20 protein-coding genes and 1 pseudogene are annotated in these 25,849 nt (G+C 41.7%); 4 read left to right on the top strand and 17 right to left on the bottom strand.

Annotated elements, in window-relative coordinates; translation table 11 throughout:
- Positions 1 to 52: 52 nt before the first annotated feature.
- The 12 genes from ACO1R6_RS18455 to ACO1R6_RS18400 all read right to left on the bottom strand — a co-directional run bounded on the left by ACO1R6_RS18455 (position 53) and on the right by ACO1R6_RS18400 (position 8,914).
- Complete coding sequence (locus tag ACO1R6_RS18455; protein WP_486266532.1) at positions 53 to 454, bottom strand: hypothetical protein; 402 nt, start codon at positions 452 to 454, stop codon at positions 53 to 55.
- Positions 455 to 548: 94 nt separating this feature from the next.
- Positions 549 to 917, bottom strand: coding sequence for a hypothetical protein (locus tag ACO1R6_RS18450; protein ID WP_486266530.1), 369 nt, complete (start codon positions 915 to 917; stop codon positions 549 to 551).
- A gap of 172 nt (positions 918 to 1,089) precedes the next feature.
- The gene (locus ACO1R6_RS18445; RefSeq protein WP_486266529.1) at positions 1,090 to 1,641 is read right to left on the bottom strand and encodes a DUF1877 family protein; all 552 of its coding nucleotides are present in this window, start codon (positions 1,639 to 1,641) and stop codon (positions 1,090 to 1,092) included.
- Positions 1,642 to 1,725: 84 nt separating this feature from the next.
- Complete coding sequence (locus ACO1R6_RS18440) at positions 1,726 to 2,232, bottom strand: DUF3592 domain-containing protein (protein WP_486266528.1); 507 nt, start codon at positions 2,230 to 2,232, stop codon at positions 1,726 to 1,728.
- A 90-nt stretch (positions 2,233 to 2,322) separates the two neighbouring features.
- Positions 2,323 to 2,781: a hypothetical protein gene (locus ACO1R6_RS18435; RefSeq protein WP_486266527.1), complete on the bottom strand. Its 459-nt coding sequence runs from the start codon at positions 2,779 to 2,781 to the stop codon at positions 2,323 to 2,325.
- Positions 2,782 to 2,864: 83 nt separating this feature from the next.
- The gene (locus ACO1R6_RS18430; RefSeq protein ID WP_486266526.1) at positions 2,865 to 3,428 is read right to left on the bottom strand and encodes a hypothetical protein; all 564 of its coding nucleotides are present in this window, start codon (positions 3,426 to 3,428) and stop codon (positions 2,865 to 2,867) included.
- Positions 3,382 to 4,194 (bottom strand): tetratricopeptide repeat protein, encoded by an 813-nt coding sequence (locus ACO1R6_RS18425; protein ID WP_486266525.1) that lies wholly within the window; start codon positions 4,192 to 4,194, stop codon positions 3,382 to 3,384. The genes ACO1R6_RS18430 and ACO1R6_RS18425 overlap by 47 nt, the downstream gene beginning before the upstream one ends.
- Positions 4,195 to 4,266: 72 nt before the next feature.
- Positions 4,267 to 4,761 (bottom strand): YcxB family protein, encoded by a 495-nt coding sequence (locus tag ACO1R6_RS18420; protein ID WP_486266524.1) that lies wholly within the window; start codon positions 4,759 to 4,761, stop codon positions 4,267 to 4,269.
- Between the two features lie 156 nt (positions 4,762 to 4,917).
- On the bottom strand, positions 4,918 to 5,493 hold the full coding sequence (locus ACO1R6_RS18415) for an RDD family protein (RefSeq protein ID WP_486266523.1): 576 nt from the start codon (positions 5,491 to 5,493) through the stop codon (positions 4,918 to 4,920).
- A 103-nt stretch (positions 5,494 to 5,596) separates the two neighbouring features.
- On the bottom strand, positions 5,597 to 6,157 hold the full coding sequence (locus ACO1R6_RS18410; protein WP_486266522.1) for a hypothetical protein: 561 nt from the start codon (positions 6,155 to 6,157) through the stop codon (positions 5,597 to 5,599).
- A 162-nt stretch (positions 6,158 to 6,319) separates the two neighbouring features.
- Positions 6,320 to 7,024, bottom strand: coding sequence for a pseudouridine synthase (locus ACO1R6_RS18405; RefSeq protein ID WP_486266521.1), 705 nt, complete (start codon positions 7,022 to 7,024; stop codon positions 6,320 to 6,322).
- A gap of 255 nt (positions 7,025 to 7,279) precedes the next feature.
- Positions 7,280 to 8,914, bottom strand: coding sequence for an ABC-F family ATP-binding cassette domain-containing protein (locus ACO1R6_RS18400; protein ID WP_486266519.1), 1,635 nt, complete (start codon positions 8,912 to 8,914; stop codon positions 7,280 to 7,282).
- Positions 8,915 to 10,052: 1,138 nt separating this feature from the next.
- Here ACO1R6_RS18400 and ACO1R6_RS18395 point away from each other — a divergent pair.
- The 3 genes from ACO1R6_RS18395 (at position 10,053) to ACO1R6_RS18385 (ending at position 15,937) form a co-directional block, all read left to right on the top strand.
- Positions 10,053 to 13,277 (top strand): SusC/RagA family TonB-linked outer membrane protein, encoded by a 3,225-nt coding sequence (locus tag ACO1R6_RS18395; protein WP_486266518.1) that lies wholly within the window; start codon positions 10,053 to 10,055, stop codon positions 13,275 to 13,277.
- An 11-nt stretch (positions 13,278 to 13,288) separates the two neighbouring features.
- Positions 13,289 to 14,977 carry a RagB/SusD family nutrient uptake outer membrane protein gene (locus ACO1R6_RS18390; protein WP_486266516.1) on the top strand — a complete coding sequence of 563 codons (1,689 nt, stop codon included), beginning with the start codon at positions 13,289 to 13,291 and terminating at the stop codon, positions 14,975 to 14,977.
- Positions 14,978 to 15,106: 129 nt separating this feature from the next.
- Positions 15,107 to 15,937, top strand: coding sequence for a 3-keto-disaccharide hydrolase (locus tag ACO1R6_RS18385; RefSeq protein ID WP_486266514.1), 831 nt, complete (start codon positions 15,107 to 15,109; stop codon positions 15,935 to 15,937).
- A 332-nt stretch (positions 15,938 to 16,269) separates the two neighbouring features.
- On the opposite strand, the gene ACO1R6_RS18380 is transcribed toward ACO1R6_RS18385, so the two are convergent.
- From ACO1R6_RS18380 to ACO1R6_RS18365, 4 genes are all read right to left on the bottom strand, one after another.
- Positions 16,270 to 17,175, bottom strand: coding sequence for a class I SAM-dependent methyltransferase (locus ACO1R6_RS18380; protein ID WP_486266513.1), 906 nt, complete (start codon positions 17,173 to 17,175; stop codon positions 16,270 to 16,272).
- Between the two features lie 722 nt (positions 17,176 to 17,897).
- Positions 17,898 to 19,487 carry a PQQ-dependent sugar dehydrogenase gene (locus tag ACO1R6_RS18375; protein ID WP_486266512.1) on the bottom strand — a complete coding sequence of 530 codons (1,590 nt, stop codon included), beginning with the start codon at positions 19,485 to 19,487 and terminating at the stop codon, positions 17,898 to 17,900.
- A gap of 76 nt (positions 19,488 to 19,563) precedes the next feature.
- On the bottom strand, positions 19,564 to 21,618 hold the full coding sequence (locus tag ACO1R6_RS18370; RefSeq protein ID WP_486266511.1) for a glycoside hydrolase family 20 zincin-like fold domain-containing protein: 2,055 nt from the start codon (positions 21,616 to 21,618) through the stop codon (positions 19,564 to 19,566).
- A 399-nt stretch (positions 21,619 to 22,017) separates the two neighbouring features.
- Entirely contained in the window at positions 22,018 to 23,406 is a 1,389-nt protein-coding gene (locus ACO1R6_RS18365) for a heparin lyase I family protein (protein ID WP_486266510.1), read from the bottom strand.
- A gap of 1,028 nt (positions 23,407 to 24,434) precedes the next feature.
- Between ACO1R6_RS18365 and ACO1R6_RS18360 the strand changes: the two genes are divergently transcribed.
- A complete protein-coding gene (locus ACO1R6_RS18360) occupies positions 24,435 to 25,502 on the top strand; it encodes a substrate-binding domain-containing protein (protein ID WP_486266509.1) in 1,068 nt (355 codons plus the stop codon).
- Positions 25,503 to 25,564: 62 nt separating this feature from the next.
- On the opposite strand, the pseudogene ACO1R6_RS18355 reads toward ACO1R6_RS18360, so the two are convergent.
- A pseudogene (locus ACO1R6_RS18355) lies at positions 25,565 to 25,849 on the bottom strand (phosphoglucosamine mutase); the annotation flags it as partial.

Below are 25,849 nucleotides of genomic sequence, written 5' to 3'. Positions count from 1 at the left end.
ACGGCGGCGACGGCCGTCGGCCTAGCTGGCGTTTACACGTTGTTGGGCAGCGTTATTTTTTCTCCCAAGGTTTGTTGTATTCGAAATATTTGCTCCAGTTCTTTTTTAAAGCGTCGAGAAGTTTTGCACCTGCAATGGTAATTGTATTCTCGTGCGAAAGGTAAATCACCCAATTTGCTTCAGAGTCGGTGAAGAATTTTTCAATTAGTTCATATTCTTCAATTTCAGAGACAGGTATTGTTCTGTCTTCGTTGATTTCACTTATTTCGTAAACAAGTCTAGGTGCAATCTCCTCCAAGATTTGTTTGAGGTTTCCTAGTCCGAATGCAGATTCAAATTCATCGAAGTCAAAGTAGTCGACTGTATCAGAAGCTAATTCACCGTTTAATGGTGTCCATAATCCTTCTGCACCCCACTTATCTATTAGCTTCTTTCTTATCTGTTCATTCTTCATAATAATTTTAATGCTGCCCAACGGTTAGGCTAAACGACGGGCGAGGCCGTCGGCCGAAGGCTGACGTTTAGGTATTGTTAGCTGTTGTTTTTCTTTATTTGTCCCAGTAATCTTTTATTACAGGAATCTTTTTTGAGGACTTTTTCATAGTCAAGTTGGCTATTACTCCATGTCCAAAACCGCAACTGAAGTTATAGTCGCTGGCTTCATGTTTTATAATTACTCTGTTCTTCTCAAAAGTGAAGGTTAATTTACAGTCGGGATTAACTTCTTCTGGTTCTTGATAAGTATAGATAATCTTGTTGTCCTTGTAAGCCAAGGTATCCACGAAAGAGCCAGAGTTGTAGCTTGGATGTCCTACATTATAGTAGAAGCTTATTGCTGCCAAATCGTTTCCAATCAGCTTTACATGAATCTCGCCGTGTGAGCCCTTCTCTCCGTTTGTAATCTTTTTTCCCTCCATAATATATGAACCAGTCGGGTTAATTTTTCCACCTGCCCATATGATACAACAGATAGCAAAATCAGCACTAGAGTAAGGAAGGGTTTTGAATTCATTATTTTATAAATAACAGCTAACGTACTTGTGTAAACGGCGGCGACAGCCGTCGGCTGGAGATGGCGTTTACACGTTGTTAGGTGTTGTTTTTCTTTTCACCAATGAACTGGAGAATATACTCTTCTTCTTTACTAGCTTGGCTAAACAGATTCTTTAATTGGTCAAAGTCATCTAAAATATGATTCAAGTTGAAGGCTTGCCCAGGAGAGTTGTCGGAATGCCACACACTTGGATATATATCATTCTCATTCAATTCTTCTGGGTCGAAGCGGGACGCAATATCCTGTTTGGTAAGCTTTTCAAGTTTTGAGTTAACCGCTCTTACTTTGTCTGTCGTTAAGTGCCTAAACATATTTTCTTCTAGGAAGAGGCCGTTCAGTTCTTCATCGCTTAGATTATCAAAGTCAAGTTCTGCTCCGTTCCCATTATTTGAAGCAGGATTGAATATTTCATCTAATACTTCCTGGGTGCTATTGTCTTCTTCTTTTTTAAGAACGAAGTCCAAGCCCATGAAGGATTGGTCGAAGGTGGCAAAACCCTTAGCTAATGAAATCAACTTTTGCTGGTCGCTTATATTGCTCTCAAAGTCAATTTTTAATATTCTATATAATGTGGCTGATTGACTCATTTCAATTTTATAAATAACACCTAACGGTTAGTATAAACGGCGGCGAGGCCGTCGGCCGATGCTGGGGTTTATACAGTGTTGGCATTAGTTATTTTCTAAAGCTGGTATCACGTTGTTTTCTGGGTTCCTTTTAGAATATTGTATAAGCAACGTATCACCTATTTCAAAGATATTTTCTCTATCTCGTACATTGTAAGTGCTATATTGTTCACTGTCGACTGAGAATTTACATTTAACAAGCCATTGTCCTTCTCTTTTCCTTGATGGCTTACTATACCATTTTTCAACAACGATTCCTTGTGTTGTTGCACCGTATTTTGAGAATTCGTAATCCGATACTTTTCCAATCCAAAGTCCGAAGGTAGGCCCAATGACTAAAACGGAACCTACTGCTAATCCCAAACATGTTTTTTCGTTTATTTGATAAAACTGTAGTGATTTGTAAAGTAAAAATGGAATTACTCCAAATATTATAATAAATGGAAGCCATTTAATTGAGCCTTGTTTAAAAAAGATATGAAAGTACCCAATCCCAAAGTATAATATGAGTAAGGCAATAGCTAGAGCAATTGGATAAGCCTTTTTATTCATTAACTATTTTTTTTTAATTAATGCCAACGGTCTCGTATAAACAACGTGCAAGGCCGTCGGCCGAAGCATGATGTTTATGCAGTGTTAGCATTAGGTTTTCTTCTTTTTCATCTTCTTGAACTGTTTCCACCATTCTTCTCTATTTGAAGGGAAGTTTGCAGAGCACATACTTGTGGTGTACTCTCCTTTCTGGTTTACATATCCAAAGATAACATAGTTGTCACCTGTTTTGAAGTATTGACTACAGTTAGACCAGTTTGGTGTTATCTCTATTGAGTCGGTTTTTATCTTCCCCTTATAAACTTTGCTGATTTTCAAGACGGGGTTGTATCCACCGTGTCGCCAGTAGTCTTTCTCACCACCCATGATGTAGTTGCCCTTTGTCAGGCTGTCTTTTACAGATTCTACCTTAGCAAAAATGACAAAGTCGGAGGCTTCATATCTTTCCTTCAAGTGAGTTTCAATTGAAGAATAAATCTCACATCTGCACGCATAAGCGTCAATAGCTAGTATCAAGCTTATTGATAGTATCAAGAATAGTTTTTTCATATTTTAACTTAATGCTAACGGCCTCGTGTAAAAGACGGCGAAGGCCGTCGGCCGAGATGACTTTTACACAATGTTGGGTGACGTTATTTTTGGTTGAATTTTTCCTTGCCGTTGTAGAGATTTTTGGGCGGCGATGCGACAATGATTACTACGGCTTTCTTTCCGTTTGCATTAAAATTGCTATTAAGCTCTTCACCCCAAACAACCTTTACTTCTTTCAACAAGTCGGGTGTAATGCTGGCCAAGTCACCTGCGTAATTATCTGTTAAAACTTTTCCATTCAGGATATATTGGAAGCTGTCATCATTTCCTTCAACGTCAAGTCGTTTATTATAATCGCTACTTGCTTCTTTCAGCACCTTCTGGTACTTAACCTTAGCAAATGTTTTAGTTTCAATCTCAACGGCTCCATCTTTAGCCTTGTCTCCGTATCGGCTTGTTGCGTCCTTTCCAAAATAAGTTGTTAAAGAGGCAACATCTTCAGCTTCCATTGTTTGCATTGCAGATTTTTCAGATGCCTGTCCGTCTATAATAAAGTGAGGATTGGGGCCAAGTTTATTTGCGGCTTCAACAGGTGATATTCTTTGTGCAGGTTTGCAGTTAAGGAATGAAGTAGCTAAAGCAACAACGAGTATATATTTTTTCATTTTTTAATTTATAATGACACCCAACGGCTCTGCTATGGTGCGTTTTCAATGCACTATAGGTCTTGTTATGTGATGCATATTTTTTGCAATTTCTGGATAGAGCTGCTGTATACTCAGGGGTTATCGGTTTCCCGCCTAACGCTTTACACTCTCTGTAGTATTTCCATGCTTTGTCACAGTCACCCTTCATAAAGTAACAGGCTGAGGCTTTGAACAGCGTGTTTTGATTCTTTGGGTCAATTGAGTAAGATTCTTCAAACAGCGCTATTGCTTTTGACAAGTCCCCCTTGTTATTACTACTTTGATATCTGGTTAAGAAGATAGTTGCTTTATCGGTGAGTATGTTTGAATTTTTTGGATTCAGTTTCAGTCCGTCATCATACTGTATCATTGCAGCTTCATAGTCCTGAAACGTAAAGTAAACAGCCCCAAAGCCCCAGTATACATCGTCATTTTTTGGGTCCAAAAGCCATGCCTGATTAAACCGATACATTGCTGTTTTTATGTCTCCCTTGTACAGGTAGTCATATCCTAATCTGACTAAAGTTTCAGATGCCTTGCGAGGAGTTCCTTCTTTCTCTAAGTATGATTTAATCATCTCTTCATCCGCTTTTTTTTGCTCCTTTGTCTTGGGAATATTTCCATATTTTGGTAAAAGGCGAATGTTAGTCTTGGCTTCTTCTTTCCAAGTTGTATAACTCATTTGCTGTCCAAAGAGGAAAGTTGAAACTAGAATGAAAGTAATAGTCAGTAAATAGTTTTTCATCTATTGTTTTAAGTAACACATAACGGCTGGGCTAAAAAGCGTTTAATGCTTTTTAGCTTTTGTTGAGCATAGTTATTTTAGCTTTACTTTTGTTTTATCTCGAACTAATTCCTTGAACTCTACTAATTTGCCGTTGAGTGATTCTTTTGGAATTAAATTAGCGACGTGATTATTTTGATAAATTAAAATCCAGTTTTTCAACTCTTCTACTTTATAAGTTTTATTCCAGGTTAATTCTGAGTTAAATGATTCACCTGTTATAAAAATTTTCTCTTCAGTAAATCCGTAAATTATCCTTTCCTGTAGTCGACCACTCGTTGAAAAGTTTTTTTTAGCTTGGAAGTAAACAGATAGAGGCAGAATTATAGTACAAAATATACCAAATAAAAGCTGAAAATAAGGCGGTTCATCAATAAATGAATCAAAGCCCAAAAAATAGGCTATTGAAAGAGTTATAAATAGAACCCCTATGAAGGAAAGCAATATCATCATCTTTTTCCTGTAGGTAAGTAAATAAATTACTTTTATATACCTTTTGAAATCTAATTGCGTGTCAGCTATTATCATTTTAATTTATTAATTGTGTTCAACGTTAAAGTGTTTATGAAGTTGTGGCATTTGAAAGACTTCAGTTTCAATTAACCACAAAAGCAAAATACTGATTTATAGTCAAATGCTCCAACGTCCAGCCACAATTTTATAAACACACTGTTAGCAGCCGTACTACTTGCTTTGAATTGAAGTAAGCAATTGTTCATGACGCTTTTGCAAATCTTCTCTTCTTATTTCATTGAGGTCAACCACAACAGAGCTCGCAATGTAGTCGTGTAAAGCTCTTCGCTTCTTATTACATAGCATTGTTATAAGTTCAAGCACAAACCACATGCTTATAGTCAGACGAACATAGCCATCAAAGTAAGTGTCGCTTAAGTCTTTATTGAGTGTCGCTGTGTTGTACACTGCAACTAAAAAATATACCAATCCAATTGTTTCAGCAAAAAACCATACAGCTTCCCTATAGAATGCTCTTTTATATCCAATAACATTTTGCTCTTGGATGTCAAACACTTTTATGCCCATAAGGTGTTTACCAACTGTTTGCCCGTATTTCCCATGACCTATTACAACATAAAGTATCCAGCAAATCGTATATAAAAATGTCAAGGCAACAAATAAAGTTTTGTTGTCAGAATGTTCAAAACGGTTATCAAGTAGACTAAATGGAAGGAAGATAATTCCATCTATCATTCCCGCTAAAAATCTTTTTCCAAAAGTGTTGTATTTGTGAAACGGAGGCATAAAGTATGGCTGCTAACGGTTAGTATAAAAAACGTGCGAGGCCGTCGGCCGTAGCATGATTTTTATACAATGTTACCTGCTGTTTTTCTTTTTTCTTTAACCACTAATTAATTTGATTACCCTCAAAATCAATTATATATTTCATATTATAGAAGTCGGTCAATTCAATATGGTCTGGCTCTAGTTTGAAAGCTTCTTCACCGTCAAAAGAAACAAAAATGTCCGCACCCCCAAAGCTCCATTTTATATTTCCCAGATTGTCCAAGCGAGATATTTCAATTTCGCCATGTACTACAAATCCGTCCTGAATTTTGTAAATGCCAAAGCAAGTCGCTTGGTCTGCCTGTGTTTTCCATTTGAGTTCCAAAACGGGTAGAGTGAGACAGAAAACTGTGTCACAGCAACAGACTAATAAATTATCGTTATCTATAATTGATGAATTCTCCTGAACTCCAGTTGCACCTCCAGAACCTATAATGATACAACTGCTTATTTCCTCTTCATCTTTATATATTCTAATCCCGTGTTTTGAAGTAGGATATTCACGCGCTCCACTAGCAAAGTAATGTTTAGCATAACTGGAGTTGTTGTCTGCCGAATCGAATTTATAGATAGGGTCGTCAAACACTTCAATTATTAAGTCATTGTAATGGTGCTTGTTCATTATTTGAAATTGCAGGTAACTTGTATATAAACACCAGTATTACGTTTATTACGCTTTTTCCTAATGTGTATACATAACTGGACTAACGAATATACTATATAGTATTAAAGAAATAAAAAAGAAATAGTCTATTATTTTATTTATACAGGCAGGAGAAAATAACTACAAAATAAGCCGGTGCAGCTCGTTTATCTCGGTGGGTTGCAAATAACGCCATTCGCCGGGCTGTAGGTTTCCCAGAGTAATATTAACAATCCGGAGGCGGATGAGTTGCTGCACCTGGTAACCCAGTTTATAACACATTCTCCGGATTTGCCGGTTAAGCCCTTGCGTTAAAATAATCTTAAACGTAGTATCATTTACAAAGGTAACCTGCGCTGGTCGCGTTTTTTTGCCCATTATTTCTACGCCTGCCGCCAGTTGCCCCAGCGCCTCGGGCGTTAAGGTTTTATTTACGGTAACCAGATATTCTTTTTCCTGATGGCTTTCCGTATGTATTATTTTATTTAATATTTTCCCGTTGTTGGTGAGCAACAGCAGGCCTTCCGAAGCTTTATCTAAACGCCCTACCGGAAAAACCCACTCAGTAAAGGGTAAAGCAGCTAATAGGTTGTTCTGAACGGCTGCATTAAGTGTAGTTTCTATGCCGGGCGGCTTGTAATAAGCCAGGTAAATAAAAGCTTTAGGCTCCTGCAATACCTGGCCCTCAAAACTAACTAAGTCCTGGGGAGAGAGCGGCTGGGCCAACTGGCCTTTTTTATTGTTTACCAGCACCCGGCCTGTTATAATGTAGTTAACGGCAACTTTGTTTGATACCCTTAACTTCTGAACAATAAAATATTTCAGGGAACTGGTAAGTACTTTCATCTAAAAAGCCGCCACTTATTTTTCAAGAATCAGCGGCATTATGGCCGAAAACAAATTCTGGGGCACCCGACCATTGATTTAACTTTAAATATCAGTTTTCTACCCTGAAGCAGAATAAACCAAGTGCTGCCAGGATAAAATATTCCGGAAGAATATCCATTGCTTTTGCTTTATAGATTCTTCCGGAATAAATATTAATAATAATGCTGGTTAGTACTTTTGGTAAAACCTGATTCCATTTACCAGGTTGTCCGGCTATTTTCTTTCAATTTCGCGCAGGTTATCCATTTTTTTATGCTGCAAAAATTCGGTTATGCCTTCAAAATGCTCTTTAATGCGTTGGTTGCCAAATTCAAAAACCTTTTCGGCCAGGCCATCCAGGAAATCGCGGTCGTGCGACACCAAAATAAGCGTACCGTCAAAAGCTTTTAAAGCATCTTTTAAAATATCTTTGGTTTTTATGTCGAGGTGGTTGGTAGGCTCATCCAGAATTAAAAGGTTTACCGGCTGCAAAAGCAGTTTTATCATAGCCAGCCGGGTTTTTTCGCCGCCCGAAAGCACTTTTACTTTTTTCTCGATGGTATCGCCGCTAAACATAAAAGCGCCCAACAAATCTTTTACCCGGGTGCGGGCCTCGCCTACGGCTACTTCGTCGATGGTCTGGAAAACCGTTAAATCTTCGTCGAGTAAAGAAGCCTGGTTTTGTGCAAAATACCCAATCAGGCAATTATGGCCCAACTGCAGTTTGCCGTCGTAATCTATTTCGCCCATAATGGCTTTAACCAGCGTAGATTTACCAGCACCATTTTTACCTACAAACGCTACTTTCTCGCCACGCTCAATGGTAAAAGTGGCATCCCGGAAAATGGTATGGTCGCCGTACGTTTTAGATAACCCGTCTACGGTTACCGGGTAGTTGCCCGAGCGCGGAGCCGGCGGAAATTTAAGGTTCAGGGCCGAGGTATCTACTTCATCTACGGTTATCAGTTCCATTTTTTCGAGCATTTTCACGCGCGATTGTACCTGCAAAGTTTTAGAATACGTGCCTTTAAACCGATCGATGAAGCCCTGAATTTCGGCAATTTCTTTTTGCTGGTCGTCGAACTGCTTTTGCTGCTGCGCCCGTCTTTCCTGGCGTAACTGTAAATATTGGCTGTAATTTACTTTGTAGTCGTAAATGCGACCCATGGTCACCTCAATGGTCCGGTTGGTAATATTATCAACAAACGTTTTATCGTGCGATATTACCATTACGGCTTTGGCGTTATTTACCAGAAAATCTTCGAGCCACTGAATAGACTCAATATCTAAGTGGTTGGTGGGCTCATCGAGCAAAATCAGGTCGGGCTGTTGTAGTAAAATTTTAGCCAGCTCAATGCGCATGCGCCAGCCCCCGCTAAATTCGCGGGTCGACCGGGTAAAATCGGCGCGCGAAAAGCCTAAACCTTTTAACGTTTTCTCTACTTCGGCATCGAAATTAATCTCTTCAATGGCGTAATATTTTTCGCTTAGTTCCGATACTTGTTCAATAATGGCGTAATATTCTTCCGATTCGTAATCGGTGCGGGTTTCTAACTGGGCATTGAGGGCATCCATTTGCTTTTTCATGTCCAGAATCTGGGCAAAAGCTTTAGACGTTTCTTCAAAAACGGTGCAGTAATCTTCGGTAAGCAAATGCTGCGGCAGGTAAGCAATTACGGCTTCTTTCGGGGCCGACACTTTGCCCCGGGTAGGTTTATTTACACCCGCAATAACTTTAAGTAAAGTCGATTTACCGGCACCGTTTTTCCCCATCAGGGCTATTCTATCGGTCGGGTTAATGTTAAATGAAATGTCTTTAAAAAGAGGCGCGCCGTTAAACTCCACCGCGACTGCATCAACTGAAATCATAAGGTCTGTTTTAAAGCCGCAAAGATACTATTTATTTGCCTGTTCGTGCCGGAATTGTATAGGATAATTCCGGTGTATCTAATTCATTTTAGAAATTTTAGCGGTGGCCGCCTTATTTAACCATACTTAAGGAATCAAATACGCCGCTATAACAAAAATATTAATCAGCAACCCAAATATTATTGTACCGACAGGCCCCGGTTTAAACGCCAACAGCAGAATAGACCAAGCCGCTCTTTTAACGCTCTATCTGCCTGCTTACAAATATTCTTTAATCCAGGTAGAAACCGCCGGGCGCAAAATTAACTTTGCCAATCACGCTATTTTGCTCTATTTAAAACACTCTTTCTATTTCAACTATTACTTCCCTAAACTAAAAATTATGAATTTGGGGGAATAAATGTTCTTTCCCCTTTTGAGTCTTCATCTAGTTCAATAAATTAGCGTGGAAGAGCACTACTACTTAGAGCCTCTTTAAATTCAGGCATTAAAATCAAATATGGTTTTAAGCCATATTATATAAAGGAATAAACAAACCCTTCCCCTTCGGAATGCCGGAATTAAATGGTTTAAGCAAAATTTAAACATACTCTTATTAGGCAATCTCAAATTAAAATTATATATTCGTTTACGTACCCGGCAATAGATTGGCTTTTGTTTTTCCCCTCACAAAGCAAAAGTTCTGGTTTATAAAAGATTAGCCTGCCGGGAAACGGTATATTTAATTTCGACCTGATTTTTAACTCCACTTTTTCTAAATAAAACAGAATACTGATTCTGCTAATTTATATTTTATTACCGTGCACGTAACCGATGAGGTAAACCGGGCAGCAGCATAAAAATTATAAGCAAAAAACAGATCTGTATTCGGCACGCATCAGGAGTTGATTTTTAGGAATACATGTGTTTTAAAGAAGTTGTATTTGGTTGATAATTGTTTCACAACCAGGTAAAAAGGGTTTTTAATTCCGGCTAAAACCAGCCAATTACTATTGCTAGTACGCTTACCAAGTAGTTTTCTAATTATCCTAAAATTTCATGTATGAAAAAAAAGACTTTCTACACAATTAAACCGTTTAGCCCTCCCGGGGGAATCTTATTGAGTAAAAAGAAGGGGCTCATTCTTTTGCTGGTTGGTATGTGCCTCGTTCAAAAACCATTTCAGGCACAAGCATCAGATCGGCCGGAAGCAAATAAGCCGTATGCTGCTGTTCGGGTTTCCAACAGTAATCCTACTTATGCCAGCAGCACCAACCATACGTTAGAAGTTGATATAACAGGAAAAATTACCGGCGAAAACGGCGAAGGTATGCCGGGTGTAACGGTTATGCTGAAAGGCTCGCCGGGCACCGGCACCACCACCGACGCCAATGGTAATTTCGCCCTGACCATACCGGCCGGTAATGGTACTTTGGTAGTATCATTTATTGGCTACGAAACCCAGGAAGTTCCTGTAAATAACCGCACCACCCTTACCATTACGCTTAAACCCGATGCCAAAGCCCTGGAGGAAGTGGTAGTGGTGGGCTATAGTACCCAGCGCAAAAAAGATGTAACCGGTGCCATTGCTACCGTAGACGCCGAAGAATTGTTATCGGTACCGGCATCTAACGTAGGCCAGGCTTTACAAGGCCGGGCAGCCGGGGTAACCGTTGTGAACGAAGGCCGGCCGGGCGGTAACCAAACTGTCAGGATACGCGGTTTTGGTACCATTAATAACAGCGACCCCTTATACGTAATAGATGGCGTACCAACTAAACAGGGCCTTAACTCCATCAATCCGAATGATATAGAGTCGATTCAGGTATTAAAAGACGCTTCTTCTTCCTCGATATACGGTTCCCGGGCAAGTAACGGGGTGGTTATTATTACTACCAAAAAAGGCAAATCGGGTAAGCCTAAATTATCGTTCGATACTTATTACGGCATACAGGGCGCAGGCAAAATACCCGAAATGATTACGCCCATGCAGGCGGCCGAAATTGAGTGGGCCTTACAAGGCAATGCAGGACTGGTACCTAGCCATGCGCAATTCGGTAAAGGGGCCACCCCGGTAATACCCGATTATACCTGGCCGGCCGGTGCTATGGAAGGCGATCCGCGAACCAATCCCAACCAATACCAATACAGCCCTACCGAAGTAAGCGCCACAGATAACCCCATTACCCGGGCCAATAAAGCCGGTACCGATTGGTTTCGGGAAATATTTCAGCCGGCTCCTATTCAAAACTACCAATTATCGGCTACCGGCGGCACCGATTATAGCCGGTATTTATTCTCGCTCAATTATTTCGACCAGGAAGGCTTGCTTATTCATACCGGCTTTAAACGGTACAGTATCCGGGCCAACACCGAGTACAACTTTTTTAACAACCATTTAAAATTAGGCGAGAACCTGCAATTTGCTTACACCCAAAACCGGGGAACCACCACTAACCAGGGGCAGGTAACCCCGGTGGCCATGGCGTACCGCTTGCCCGGTATTATTCCGGTATATGATATAAACGGCAATTTTGCGGGCTCCCGTGCTTCGGGCTTAGGTAACTCTTATAACCCGGTGGCCCAGCTAACCCGTGCCAAAGACGATAGAGTTACAAATAACCGGATTTTTGGTAATGCTTACGCCGAACTGAGCATACTGGAAGGCTTAACGGCTAAGTCTAGCTTCGGGATTGATTACGGCTTAAACAATGGCTATAATTTTACTTTTATACAAGTAGAAGCCTCGGAGCCCGGTAACCAGAACGGCATGAGTGAATATGCCGAAAGCCAGTTAGACTGGACCTGGTCTAATACCCTTAACTACAACCGGGTTATTGGCAATAGCCATAATTTATCGGTGCTGGTAGGGTCAGAAGCTATCAATAATACTTATCGTACTATTAACGGTAGCCGCCAGAACTTTTTCTCCCTCGATACAGATTACCGTTACCTGAGTGCCGGCCAGGCCAATATTAACAACAGTGGCAGCGGCTCGTCGTGGGCATTATTTTCACTTTTTGGCCGCGTAGATTATAGTTTAAAAGATAAATACCTGGCCAGTGTTACCATGCGGCGCGATGGTTCTTCGCGGTTTGGAGGCAACAACCGGTACGCCGTTTTCCCGGCCTTTAGTTTGGGCTGGACCCTTTCCGAAGAATCTTTCTTGAAAGAGGTTACCTTTTTGAGTAGCCTGAAACTACGGGCCGGCTGGGGCCGCACCGGCAACCAGGATATTGGTAATTATGCTTCTTACAGCACTTATTTAACCAGTCCGGCCAATTCTTACGATGCCACCGGCAGCAATAGTAGTTTGGTTAGCGGGTTTGCCGTATCGGCTTTGGGCAACCCCAACCTTAAATGGGAAACTACTACTTCTAATAACCTGGGTTTAGATTTTGCTTTCTTCCAGAATAAAATAGACGGCTCGCTGGATGTGTATAAAAATATTACCAGCGATATGTTGTACCGGGTACCCTTGCCGGCTATAGCGGGTGGGGCGGCCGTGCCTTACACCAATATTGGTGAAATGAGTAATACCGGCTTAGACCTGATGCTTAATTACCACGCCAATATAACCAAAGACCTGGGTTTAAATATTGGGGCTAATTTTTCTACGTACCGCAACGAGGTATTAAAAATTGATGAAAGCCCTAATACTTTTATTACCGGCGGTAGTACGCGTCCTGGTAATTTTACCCGGATAGAAAAAGGTCATCCGGCATCGGCTTTTTACACGTACGTAACCGATGGCATTTTCCAAGACCAGGCCGAAGTAGATGCCCACGCGCAACAGGAAGGCAAAAAAACAGGTGGTTTCCGGCTGAAAGATGTTAACAACGATGGCGTGATTAACGGTAATGACCAAACCTGGGTGGGTAACCCGCATCCGGATTTTACCTACGGCTTAAACCTGAACCTGACGTTTAAGAACTTTGATTTAACCCTCTTCTTCCAGGGTTCGCAAGGCAATGAACTGGTAAATGCAACCAAGTGGTGGACCGACTTTGATAATTTTGGCGGTAACCGCAGCATCCGGATGCTGGACACCTGGTCGGAAACGAACCGCGATGCCAAGCTGCCCCGCCTGGACCGCACCATGACCAAATACGACACCCGGGCCTCGACTTATTACGTGGAAGATGGTTCTTATTTGCGCCTGAAAAACCTGCAGTTGGGTTATACTTTCCAGCCGGAATTTCTGCAAAAACTAAAAATCGAGAACTGCCGCTTGTATATCCAGGGGGTTAATCTGCTCACCTTTACCAAATACACCGGCCTCGACCCCGAAATATTTAATACTACGCTGGGGTATATGGGCGTAGACCAAGGACCTTACCCTACCACGCGTTCTGTAAACATGGGTCTTAATATTAGCTTCTAAATAATTAAAACATGAGCATAAAAAATAAATTATATATCAGTCTTTGCCTTAGCCTTTCTTTAATTGCCTGCGAAAAAGAATTTCTGGATAAGCGTCCGCAGGGCCAGGTAAGTCTTCCGCAACTACAAAACCCCAAAGGAGCCGAAGGTTTGGTTATCGGGGCTTATTCTCTGCTAAAAGGCGATGGCACCGCCGGCGGCTGGAGCGCAAACTTAACCTGGGGCAGTATTCAGGCCGATGAAATGCACAAAGGCTGCGACCCGGGTTGTGGTGTGGAGTTACTGGATTATGCCTTGCACCGGCCGTTATCTACGGGTCTGGAGCTGTTAAACAAGTGGAAGTGGTGCTACAATGGGGTAAGCCGTTGCAACGAAGCTATAAAAGTGCTTAATGCCACCACCACCTTAAACGAAGAGGTAAAAAAGCGGTTAATTGCCGAAGCACGGTTTTTAAGAGGGCATTATCATTTTGAAGCCAAAAAAATCTGGAACCAGGTGCCCTACGCCGACGAAAATATTACCGACTACAAAGTACCCAACGACAAAGATATCTGGCCCAATATTATGGCCGATTTTGAGTTTGCGGCGGCTAATTTACCGGTTACACCTACCCAAAAAGGACGGGCCTCCAAAGGGGCCGCCGAGGCTTATCTGGCCAAAGCGTATATGTACCAGGGCGATTATAGCAAAGCAAAACCATTGTTAGAAACCGTAATCCAGGACAGAGGTTATGCCTTGGCACCTTTTTACTGGCAAAACTTTAATGCCGCTTCCGAGAACAATTCCGAAAGTATTTTCCAAGTGCAAATGTCGGTAAACGATGGCGCCAATGGTACCAACGGCAATCCTAGCTGGGGTACGGGTATTTATAATGCCGGTACCAGCGCCCCGTCTTCAACCGGTTATTTTCAACCTTCACAAGACCTGGTAAATGCTTATAAAACCGAAGCTGGCTTACCGATGCTGGATAATTATTTTGAGCAGGATGTAAAAAACGACATGGGCATTGCCTCTACCCAACCGTTTGATCCTTACGCAGGCACCTTAGATCCGCGCTTAGACTGGTCGGTGGCCCGCCGGGGAATACCTTATTTGGGCTGGGGCGATTTTAGAGGACAAGCCTGGGTAAGGGACCAGACAAATAATGGCCCTTATATGACTAAAAAGTACGTTTATACCAAAGAACAAAATAATCAGTTCTCCCAGGGTCCCAATTCCGGGGTTACGGCCACAAACGTAAATATTATCCGGTTGGCCGATGTTATCCTGATGGCCGCCGAATGCGAAGTAGAAATAGGCTCGTTGGATAAAGCCCGTGAATACGTGAACCTGGTGCGGGCCCGGGCCGCGAAAACGGAAGGCTTTGTAAAGCGCGAGAATGGTACTGCCGCAGCCAATTACCAAATAGCTACTTACGTAACGCCCTGGTCCGATAAAGAACTTGCCCGCAAAGCTGTCCGGTTCGAACGCCGATTAGAATTATCGCTGGAAGGGCATCGCTTTTTTGATTTAGTGCGCTGGGGTATCGCCGACCAAACCTTAAATGCGTATTACGCCCGCGAATCCAGAATGATTAAGCCGCTGCAGGGCGCTACTTTCCGGAAAGGCATCCACGAATACGTACCTATTCCTTGGGACGAAATTGTACTGAGCATGGTAAATGGCACTCCTACTTTAAAGCAAAATCCGGGTTATCAATAAGAATAACCTAAAAAGTAAGCTACGGAGAAATAAGCGGTTAGCAATGGCCGCTTGTTTCTCCGCCAGTTTACCTCATAAAAGTAATATTTACCTGTAGCGCACCGGTTATAAAAATAAAGTAATATTTACATGACCTTTAAAAAAATTAGTTATCTGAGTTTAAGTTTGGTACTCCTGGCGGTAAGCCTGTTTTCGGGGTTTTCTAAAGCAGCTGGTTGGGTACATGATACTGGTACTAAAAAAGTGGCCGAACCTGAAAATAATCCGGCGCGGATGCCTGCGGTTGCCCTATCTGAAACCGTAACGGCACCAGAAACCTTAAAGCCAAAAGCAAAAGCAGCTAAATGGGAATGGTTGTTTAACGGCAAGAGTACCGCTAAATGGATAAGTGCAAAGAGCGATAAATTTCCGGCTACCGGCTGGGTAATTGAGCAAGGGGCCTTGGTAATGGCTGGTAAAGATGGCGGCGATATAATTACCCGCGAAAAATACAGCAATTTTGAACTGGAATTTGAATTCAACCTGACTGCTAAGGCCAATAGTGGCCTGAAATATTTGGTAGGCAACGTACAAAGTAAACAGACCGGAAAAACCACCCTGAATGGGCCGGAATACCAGATTATAGACGATTTCAATCATCTGGAAATAAAAAACAATCAAAATGGCGCTGGTTCTACGGCGGCTCTTTACCTGATTTACGAGCCACAAAACAAAAAATTATTACCGGCCGGGCAATGGAATAAAGCCCGGATTATAGCCAATGGCCCGCACGTAGCGCATTGGTTAAACGGGGTAAAAGTAGTGAGTTATGAAAAAGGCACCCCCGATTTCCGGCAACGCGTAGCTGCTACCAAATTTAAAGATTATGAAAATTACGGCGAAGCCGCCTCCGGCCATATATTACTTACCGACCACGGCGATAAAGTATATTTCCGGAATATTAAAATAAGGCGCCTGTAAAATTAAAGTTGGCTTAACCAATCCAAAAAGGCTAAAATATAGAAAGGAAAGTGATGCCTTACGTTCTATATTTTAGCCTTTTTGGATTGAAGCAGGTTTTTCAACAATATTATGCATTAAAAAAGCTAAAGCAACAGTAATTACTTAGCTGGCTTAATTAAAATAGCCGTGCTGCAGCTACCTGATTTTTTACAAGATAGTAATAAGCTAAACCTAGTGTTCTGCCAAACTAAAAATGCAGGATAGGTTATTTATACATCTATGGCGCGGAAGTAAATCCGCGCTAGAAAAAGCCAGCACCATTGGTTTGACTTAATGCTAGATTAAATAATTTAAACTTTCTCGAAAACCAGGCGGTAATGGTCCATCACTTCCAGTTCAAAACAGACCCGGTTCGGACTTATCCGGAAAACTTCAATCTGGTTTCTTAATTCTTTGCTGGTTAAATATTTGGGTAGCAACGACAGGTAGAGTAAATATTTTTGGAGGTTAAATTTCCGGAATCTTTTGCGCCACTCCCCAATGGTTTGAATGTAATCTAAACGGCCGCTACTTTGCGATATTAATTTAAAATTGGGAGCCGCATTCCGGATTACCATTTCGGGACCGTATGGTAGCCAGGAACCGGGAAATTCCTTGATCATGAGCGCCAAAACATGCTCCGCCGAGCCTCTGGGGGCATTTACCGAAACATCTTCAAAAGCCGGCATATTTTTGCTGAAAGTCATGGTTTGCATATAAAACCGCCCGCCCACCGGCAATAAATCGTACAGGGTATTAAAAAAATCGCGGTAAACTTCCTCCTGTTTTCCAGCCTGCCACTCTTCAATTGAACAGAAATGCTCCAGGCCCCCAATACAATCTATCGCATCAAAAGTGCCAAAATCTTCGGGCTTTACGTAACGGCAATCTTTTACCAAAACATTTAACCCGTTTTTCTGGCAAGCTTTGGCCTGCCCTTCCGATAAGGTTAAGCCTATGCTTTGCGCGCCCCGTTCTTTGGTAATATATGTAGAAAAAGGTCCCCAGCCGCAGGCCATATCTAACACTCTACTACCAGGGCCAATGTTCAGGCTGTCGGCGATAAATTTGTGTTTGGCCCGCTGCGCTTCTTCTAAAGTCATCGTAAAATCGCCATCGTATTTAGCCCCACTATAGTCAGCCGATTCGCCCAAACTCAGCCGAAATAATTTATCGATAGTAGTATAGGTAAAGTCCAGATCTTGTTTATCAGCCATAATGCAGGTTTTTTGGTTACTTAAAAGCTCAATATCTTAATTTTTGTGAATAAATACCTGATTTTATTATACTTATTAAAATATTGAGCAAATAACTCAAAAAAGCAGCTTCCAAAACAGGAACTGTTTGTAGTATAAATAAAACTAGTTTAACCTACGTCACCAGCCACTCTGGCATAAATTGCCGTTATCAAAATTCAGGTTTTAAAGAAGGTTTTTACCTGCTATTTTAATTGCTGCCCGTTAACAGGGAAATATTAAAATCAGATTACTAAACAGCCCCCGTAGCCCACTTACTTAGCTTAGGCAGCGATAAAGTCTGTTTTATTTAACCGTGCCGGCAATAGCATGGCTTATTTACAATACAATATTTTATTGCTTAAGCCGCTTAATAAGCGGCTTTTAAATAGAAGAATATCTCCTGAAGTTTTTTACATAAAAGCTATTTCTTATTGCTATTTCGAGAAGAATCCGGTACCCTTATCGCCCTTGCAGGTATCTTTACCATAGCCATCAGGCTATGGTATATTTTAGCATCATGCACGTCTGCTCACGCCAGTTCTAGTAAATTAGCTTGATGGCTACGGTGTTAGCACCACTTCTAGGACTTCTGCTGGACTACTCGCTGGTGCCGCCGCAGCCAGGACAGTGGTTTACAGTCAATTAATAAAAGGCTAAACAGCCCCAAATTTAAAATTTTCTTTAGCCAAAAAGTGTAATCTTTATTTCTGGGTTTGGCGCACCTTGCCCACTGCTTCGGCTGTAATTGCCGGGGCGTTGTTTCCAAATTCGGAGCGTACAAACGTTAAAACTTCGGCAATTTCTTTATCGGCCAGAAAACTAAAGGCGGGCATTTGCTGGTTGTATAACTGGCCTTTTACCTTAATCTCGCCTGATAGCCCTTGTAAAACCACCCGGATTAAATTTTCGGGCTCACCGGTAACCCATTCGGAGTCTTTCAGTGGCGGGAAAGTTTCGGCAACACCCAGGCCATTGGTTTTGTGGCACGCACCACAATATTGGGCGTACAAAGCTTTACCAGCGGCTACATTGCTGCTTTCGGTAGTTATTGGCTGTTCGGGCTGCGTTGTTGTTGCGGTCAGTAGCTCATTCGCCTTAACCGCCCCATCTTTCACCCGGAAAAGGCGGATGATCCGGTCGTCTTGCGGTTTAGGATAACCTTCCCCAGGATTCCAGTCGCGGTTACTCGTAGATACATACACATCGCCGGCCGGCGAAACACAAACATCGCGCAGTCGGCCAAAGGCTTTGTCTAGGTATATCTTTTCTGATACAATGGCATTATTCGCCGGGTTCAATTTAAGTACCCGTAAATCGTTATCTTTAAGGGTAGTTAAAAGAATAGCATTTTGCCACTCCGGAATGGCCGATGAGGCATAATATTCTATACCGGCCGGGGCAACAGTCGGTGTCCAGGCTTGGAGCGGCTCGGCAATAGGATTTGTATTGCAAAAAGCTTTTTCTGCGGGAGTGTTGCAAAAACCTTGCACCGTGGGCCAGCCATAGTTGGCGTTTGGCCGGATAATATTTATTTCATCATCGGTGGCATCGCCGTGCTCTGAGCTAAAAAAAGTACCGTTGGTGGTATACGCCAGGCCTTGTATGTTGCGGTGGCCCCATGACCAAACCGGATTGCCCGGAATAGGATTATCTTTTGGAATAGAGCCATCTAGGTTCAGGCGCAATATTTTGCCGTTGAGCGAGTTCAGGTTCTGCGAATTTTTTCCGTTGGCCGCATCGCCGGTAGATAGCATAATTTTTTTATCCGGTGAAATAACCAGCCGGGCACCATTGTGACCAGTAGAACCCGGAATATTGCCCAGCAAAACCACCGGGTTTATCAACGAGTCGGCGGCGTAGGTATACCGTACCAATTTAGATTGTACTTTATCGCCGGTTAAATAGGTATAATCCAGGTAAACATACGGGTTCTTTTTAAATTCCGGGTGAATGGCCATGCCCAACAAGCCCAACGATCTTTTCCGGTGCACTTCGGCTATACGGAGCAATATTTTCTTTTCGCCGGTAGCCGGGTTTACTTTACTTACCGTGCCGCCCTGTTCAGTAAACCAAATCCAGTTATCGGGTCCCCAAATAATTTCCCAGGGCACATCTAAACCCGAAATAATGGTACTAGTGCCTACTTGCGTAGACTCTAAGGCAAATACGGCTTCAACGGGCGTATTCAGGCTGGTTTGGGTGTTTTTTTCTTTACCGCCAATAGCGATTTTTTTGCTGCAACTATAAAAAACAATACAAGCTAAACTAAAAAAAAGAAACGTATACTTCATGCTGATGTTTTTACCTGCGGTTAGCTTACGTGTACCCGCAGATGAAGCCGCAAGCTAATAAATTTAAAGTATATTTTTACCGGCTGGAAAGGTCTTGTTTAACTCCTAGCCAATCGTTAATTTTTTTATTCATGGCTAATTCATACACGTACATATAGTCGCTGTTGCGGGTACCATTGGCTAAATGATGGTGCCCGTTCTGGTCTAATAAATAATCGTCGGGATTGCTCAGGAACCGGGTTTGGGCAAAAACAGCTTCATAATTATTTCGTAACGCCGCAAAATTATTTACCAAATTTTGTACTTGCTGCCGGGCGGCGGTTTTGCTTTTGCCAGGTTTGGCGCTATCGTATTCGGCTAAAAGGGTGAGTAATCGGGCCGGGTACACCTGGAGTTCGTTTATTTGCGCCAGCAAAGCCAAAGAATAAGCATTGCGGCGGGTTAATTTTTGAGCTGTTTCTATTTTCTCTTTAATGGTGGCATACCGTTTTAATTCTTCCTGGGCCTGGCTTATTTTAGCGGCATACGTCTGGCGCCACGCACCGTTTTTCTGCGGGTTAGGCATTTCTATTAAATTAATTTCTCCGGGGTAATTATTGCGATGGCCTTTAGCCAGCAGGGCTTTTTCCCAAAAAACCAAGGCCTGCTCCATTAAATTCTGAAACTCGTACGAAGTATTGGCCAGGGCCGGCGCGTATTGCCGGTGCCGGTACCGGTTATTCACTTCTTCGGCCGGTAAGTCTTCGTAGTTCCAGCTAAATAGCGCAAAATTGAACAAACCCCGCCAAACGGTTTCAAAGTGCGGCGAACAATCGTCCCAAACCGTACATAAAATACCGTTCATTTTCTTTTCGGAAGCAATGCGGCTAAACTCTTTTATGGGAGTAAAATTAGATTGGTTGCGGGGCAGCATGGGCCACATGGTTTGTGCCGCTGTGGCCGCCATTACATTTAAGTCGTGCTTTTTGTACCAATCTATGGCCCGGCTGTTACCCACTAACTCAGGATTATGGTAATTCCAGCGCATGTATACGCAGTTCTTCGGAAATAAATTGATGCTTTTGTTCAGCAAATCTTCGTTCTTTTTCCAGATGCTATCTATCTTGGCTACCGAAAATTTTGCTTCGTGGGTTGTTTCGTAAAGGTTAGAAAGCTTAAAAACCATATCGTCCCAGAAAATGGGTGTGCGGTTGTGCTGCCGCGCATATTCGCAAACCTTGTTTAACCAGTACATTTGCAACTCAAAAGGCTTTTTACCCGATTTTTTAGCCAGCTCCGACATGCCCAAATCTCCTACCTCATCGCCGCCAATGTGCAGGTACTTACCGCCGGGCGTAGCCGCTATGGCATCTTCGTACAAAGAAAATTGTAACTCATAGGTTTTTGGATTTAACGCATCAAAAGCCCAGTCAGAAGCCGGGTTATCGCGTAAAGGCTTGTACTGATCGTGCTTTAAAATAAAAGAAGCATGCCCCAGCCCCTGCACCAGCGGACTTATCTCAATATGCCGGGCCTGGGCGTACTTACTAATGGCGGCAAACTCTTCTACCGAAATAGCATGACTTGCCCCTACAGCGGGTGCCTTGCGGTAGCGCAATTTATCTTCAAACTCTACAATAATAGCGTTTACTTTTAGGGCTGCCAACCGGTCGAGCAGTTGGTAATAATAATGGCCGGCATCTAAATGATGCTTTAAATCGAGGTGTACGGCCCGGTAAGCGAGTTCCGGATAATCGGTTATTTTAACCGCCGGTATACTTATTTGCTGATCGTGGGCATCTTCCAGTATTTGGTTTAAGGTTTGGCAACCGTAAAATAATCCGGCCGGATCGCGTGCGACAATTTTAACTTGCTCATCTTTTATTTCCAGAATATACGCCTCCGGTATAGCCGGCAACTCTTTGGTATCCTGTATTTGCAGCAACAACCTTCCTTTACCCGGTTTGCTACCCATGGGCAAGCCTTGTAAGGTAGGCGGCAACACCGGCTTCTGACTACTTCCGGACAAAACTACTTCCTTCAAGAAATTATAGGGCACAACCTGATTACCTAATATTTCTACTTTCTGGGGTATCGGCGAAATCCTGAATTGCTGGTTAAAAGTTTCGGCTGTTTGGGCCTCGGCTTTCATAAAACAGATAATTATTAAGAAGAACAGAACCAGAATTTGCTTTAGTGAGGCCATTAGTAGAGGTATTATTTTTATTTGTAGCGTTTTACCAGGCATTAGAATGCAAAAGCTTTTGCAGGCATTACTTATATTGCATCAGTCGAATTAAAAATAGAATAAATTTTCGAAAGAAGCAATGTGTTCGAACACATTTTTATTTATTGCAGTTTTAATAGCCGTAACTTGAATGTTAACAATGCTCCTACGGGCAGCTTGTAAAATTACCTTTTACAAAGCACTAAATAATTGATGCTATTTCTGTTGATTTTAAACCCGCCTGTTTTATAATGTAAACTAAAAAGGAGACCCTACGGATCTCCTTTAAGCAACTAAACACAAGCTTTACAGGGTTAAATTGGTTTAGTTGAAAGTTGCTCTTATGGCCGCGTAAGACGTACCGCGGCTCCAGTTATCCTGGTACAGCGTATTGGTATTTGCGGCATCGGCAGCCCGGTACAAACCGTGTTGTACATAACAGCCGGTGGTATACCCGTTTACGCCCTCTTTCACAAAAGGTAAACCATAATTTGTGTCAATCTGGTCGGGGCGGGTGGTCCATTGCAGGGTAGGAATATTTTGTAACGATAACAGTTTGGTAAATTCAGCTTGTCCTTCCAGGCGGTGCCAAACCTCACAAATACCCGTAGCATCCGGCCGGAATTTAATGCGTACAATAAAGTCGTTCCATTTGCCTTTGTTCAGGTCGGTCAAAATGGTATGACTTTGCTCGTATTCGGCCGGCCACCAATTCTGAATATTGCCGGAACTGAAATCTACTTTTACACTGTTGGCCCGGGCGTTAAAAGCAATTGGCGGCGAAATAGAAGTGTGGGCATGCCATTGCATAAATATTCCCCACCGGGCTGGTTCGGTCCAGTCGGCCGGAAACAGCGTAGACCAACCATAATAATATTCATCGTCGATTGTTTCGCGTTTATAATTCCACCGGATGGCCTCCGCACGTTCGCCGCTGGTACAGCCACCGGCTGGTTTACAATATTGGTCGCCGGGCCGCACCGTAAATTTTGCCGCATAATTGCCTTGCCTTACCGGCGAAGTTACAATGGCAAACTGGTCGGCAATACTTTTGGCCATAATGCCACTATCCCACTGACTAAAATCGCCGGTTTCCCAGTCTCCTATTACATCAATAATGCCCGTATCGGTACCAGGCTTTACTTTCTTCTGCGGCCATCCCCAAACCTCTATTTCGGTATAGCTGTTCCAAAGGTTCTGGCTGTTGCCGTGGCCGGTTATTTTCACATATTTGCCTTTTATATTTTGGAAGTCAAAGATTTGCAAAGCAGTATTATTAGGAGTGCTTTGCGTATCGGCTATTACGGTTTCCCATTTTTTGGTACTGTCTTTGGCTATTGCAATATCAAACTTAGATACACGGGTAGCATTGCCCCCGGTATGAAAAGCAATTTTTATAAAATCGATGGTATGCCGTTCACCCAGATCCAGAATAATTTCTTGCGGATCGCCTTGCCCCGACCAGCGGGTAGCCAGATTACCATCTACTACGTTTTCTTTAACGTTAATGCCGTCTACGGCCGCAAGGGTAAATACCTGGTGGCCCGGTATTGTAATTTTTTTGGCCGGCCCTTTTTTTACTTCCTCGGTATTGACAGCTTGTAAGCCACCATCTGTAAGCGTTAAATCATCATTCTTCTTACAGAAGGTTGTCAGCGCTAATACCCATAAACACACAAATGGCGTAATTTTAAATCGTCGGAAATTTCTCATAGAACATTATTGATTTATTAATAAATAGGTTGATATGTAAAAATGCTGTATTGAAACAATCAGATTAGAATAAGGCAGTTATCTTATAAATTATTTTATTAACCATCAAGTAGTTTTAATGCTAACAACTTACTTAAATCACATAATTCTATTGCAAAAACAACCAAACATATTGCTACAAATTATTTGTGTTATCGAACACGCATTAACTTATAAGTTTGCTGCTAAAGCATACATGATTATGCTATTGATTTCTTAGAATAGATTACTTCTATGGAGAGGATAAACTATTCTTATAAAATGTAGATTGATTTTAATAAATAATTAAGCACATTCTGCAACCTAATTATTGAGGTTAGATGGTTCTAAGGCCCGGTTATCTTTTAATATAATATTTAATGGCTAACCTGGTATATACTTGTTTAATCTAAAAAACTACTCAAAAGCTATTAATATTCTGCCTTCTGGTATAATGCCCTCCGGCGTTTGATAATGAAGTTTAACAAATTTAATGTTTAATTTAGAAGAAGCAAATAATTTAGAAAAAAAAATGTGCTCGAACACATAAAATTATTTTCTGGTAGTTATCTGTATACAAGATTAACTCATTCTTAGGCTAAGCTACTCATAATATGCCTGTTAAATATTAATTTTACAGCTTCAAATACACTATGTAAAAGATCTCTTTTTTATGGCTTGCAATTATCGGTAGGCGCTCTGTTATATAAGTCAATAAATTAATTAGTGCTTATATAATTTGGGTTTTATAAATATCCTTTAAATATTGGGAAGTAAAGGGTTAATTAATGCTCCGGCTTAGTCAGATTTAACTTGTTCTTGCTATTTGGTTAACTTTTAACTTTATATGTTTTGAATATTAACTTTAACTTTTGAAGTTCTCAGCTTAAGGTTAATATTATTCGCTGCTGTTATTTTGTGGCGCCAATATTATCAGGGATTAAAGAATTTACGCTTTCGGCGGTAAATAATCAATCTCTACTAATTACGTTTTCTCTTACTTTATTTAAATGACAAAAAATCGGGTAGTTAGAATTAAAGATATTGCTGAAAAAGCGCAGGTTTCTAAAGGAACGGTAGACCGGGTGTTGCATAACCGGGGGCGGGTGGCCGAAGATGTCCGGGAAAAGATTTTGCATATTATAAAGGAGATGAACTATGAGCCCAATTTAATTGCCCGTACACTTAAATCTAACCGGGTGTATAATTTGGTAGCCTTAATCCCGGATCCTTTAATTGACCCGTATTGGGAAGCGCCCAAAGCAGGCATTGAAAAGGCCGAAAAAGAACTAAAACAATACGGCATTGCCGTAACCGAATTTATTTTTAACCCTTACAACATCGATTCTTTTCTTAAAAAAGCCACCGAAGCAACCAAAGCCAATCCGGACGGAATTATTCTGGCCCCGGTGTTTTTACGCGAAGTATTGCCCTTTTTTGAACAATGGGAATTTAAAAGAATTCCGTATGTTCTATTTAACACCCAAATTCCGCATAGTTCGCCGCTATCTTATATTGGGCAAGATTCTTACCAGAGTGGCTTTTTAGCGGCTAAAATTTTGCATTATGGCTTGCCGGAGGCTTGTACAGTTTTGGTGGCCCATATTAACGAAGATATTCCTAATTCGGCGCATTTAATTCAAAAAGAAAAAGGTTTTAGAGAATATTTTCTAAAGAATAATCTGGAAAGTCAATACCAGGTCATTCGGCAGGAATTAGGTAACCCCGACAGTGCATTATTTACTGAACAAATGGCCAAAATACGTAAGGAATACCCAAACCTGAAAGGCATTTTTGTAACGAACTCCAAGGCTTACGAAATGGCTTTTTACCTCGAAAAACACCGTTTAACCCAAATAAAGCTGGTGGGCTACGATTTACTGCCTAAAAATATTCAGTACTTAGAAGATGGTGTAATCAATTTTTTAATTAATCAGAATCCGAAAGGCCAGGGCTACTGGGGCATTTACCAGTTAACGGATAACCTGGTTTTTAAGAAAGAGGTACCCGCCATAAAACACCTTCCCCTGGATTTGATTACAAAAGAAAACCTGAATTATTACCTGGAAGTGGATTAAAAAGAAAAAGCTCCATAATAGGAGCTTTCTCTTTTTAATATTTTAGTTTAACAACCGCAATATTATATGGTAGGTAAGGCGGTAATTTCCTTAATATCATTGATGATTTTGTTGGCCAGGTGCTCAGCTGTGGCAATGGCATCCGACTCCGCGTAGATGCGGATAATGGGCTCGGTGTTCGACTTTCTTAAGTGCACCCACTCTTTGTCAAACTCTATCTTTACCCCGTCTATTTTGTTTATCGGCTGCCGTGCATACTTCTGGCTTACCTGCTCCAGCACCTGGTCTACATCTATCTCAGCCGTAAGCTCTATCTTGTTCTTGGAAATGTAGTAGTTCGGATACGT

The organism is Adhaeribacter sp. (genome assembly GCF_057359045.1).
Note: the sequence above shows the minus strand (reverse complement) of the source record. Positions and strands in the feature narration are given on the sequence as shown.

What these genes read in the sequence shown, in the direction of transcription:
- ACO1R6_RS18370 (WP_486266511.1), bottom strand. Translation starts at nt 21,618, where the DNA reads ATGAAAGCCGAGGCCCAAACAGCCGAAACTTTTAACCAGCAATTCAGG.
- ACO1R6_RS18375 (WP_486266512.1), bottom strand. Translation starts at nt 19,487, where the DNA reads ATGAAGTATACGTTTCTTTTTTTTAGTTTAGCTTGTATTGTTTTTTAT.
- ACO1R6_RS18390 (WP_486266516.1), top strand. Translation starts at nt 13,289, where the DNA reads ATGAGCATAAAAAATAAATTATATATCAGTCTTTGCCTTAGCCTTTCT.
- ACO1R6_RS18380 (WP_486266513.1), bottom strand. Translation starts at nt 17,175, where the DNA reads ATGGCTGATAAACAAGATCTGGACTTTACCTATACTACTATCGATAAA.
- ACO1R6_RS18445 (WP_486266529.1), bottom strand. Translation starts at nt 1,641, where the DNA reads ATGAGTCAATCAGCCACATTATATAGAATATTAAAAATTGACTTTGAG.
- ACO1R6_RS18450 (WP_486266530.1), bottom strand. Translation starts at nt 917, where the DNA reads ATGGAGGGAAAAAAGATTACAAACGGAGAGAAGGGCTCACACGGCGAG.
- ACO1R6_RS18440 (WP_486266528.1), bottom strand. Translation starts at nt 2,232, where the DNA reads ATGAATAAAAAGGCTTATCCAATTGCTCTAGCTATTGCCTTACTCATA.
- ACO1R6_RS18455 (WP_486266532.1), bottom strand. Translation starts at nt 454, where the DNA reads ATGAAGAATGAACAGATAAGAAAGAAGCTAATAGATAAGTGGGGTGCA.
- ACO1R6_RS18430 (WP_486266526.1), bottom strand. Translation starts at nt 3,428, where the DNA reads ATGAAAAAATATATACTCGTTGTTGCTTTAGCTACTTCATTCCTTAAC.
- ACO1R6_RS18365 (WP_486266510.1), bottom strand. Translation starts at nt 23,406, where the DNA reads ATGAGAAATTTCCGACGATTTAAAATTACGCCATTTGTGTGTTTATGG.
- ACO1R6_RS18420 (WP_486266524.1), bottom strand. Translation starts at nt 4,761, where the DNA reads ATGATAATAGCTGACACGCAATTAGATTTCAAAAGGTATATAAAAGTA.
- ACO1R6_RS18360 (WP_486266509.1), top strand. Translation starts at nt 24,435, where the DNA reads ATGACAAAAAATCGGGTAGTTAGAATTAAAGATATTGCTGAAAAAGCG.
- ACO1R6_RS18410 (WP_486266522.1), bottom strand. Translation starts at nt 6,157, where the DNA reads ATGAACAAGCACCATTACAATGACTTAATAATTGAAGTGTTTGACGAC.
- ACO1R6_RS18395 (WP_486266518.1), top strand. Translation starts at nt 10,053, where the DNA reads ATGTGCCTCGTTCAAAAACCATTTCAGGCACAAGCATCAGATCGGCCG.
- ACO1R6_RS18435 (WP_486266527.1), bottom strand. Translation starts at nt 2,781, where the DNA reads ATGAAAAAACTATTCTTGATACTATCAATAAGCTTGATACTAGCTATT.
- ACO1R6_RS18415 (WP_486266523.1), bottom strand. Translation starts at nt 5,493, where the DNA reads ATGCCTCCGTTTCACAAATACAACACTTTTGGAAAAAGATTTTTAGCG.
- ACO1R6_RS18405 (WP_486266521.1), bottom strand. Translation starts at nt 7,024, where the DNA reads ATGAAAGTACTTACCAGTTCCCTGAAATATTTTATTGTTCAGAAGTTA.
- ACO1R6_RS18425 (WP_486266525.1), bottom strand. Translation starts at nt 4,194, where the DNA reads ATGAAAAACTATTTACTGACTATTACTTTCATTCTAGTTTCAACTTTC.
- ACO1R6_RS18385 (WP_486266514.1), top strand. Translation starts at nt 15,107, where the DNA reads ATGACCTTTAAAAAAATTAGTTATCTGAGTTTAAGTTTGGTACTCCTG.
- ACO1R6_RS18400 (WP_486266519.1), bottom strand. Translation starts at nt 8,914, where the DNA reads ATGATTTCAGTTGATGCAGTCGCGGTGGAGTTTAACGGCGCGCCTCTT.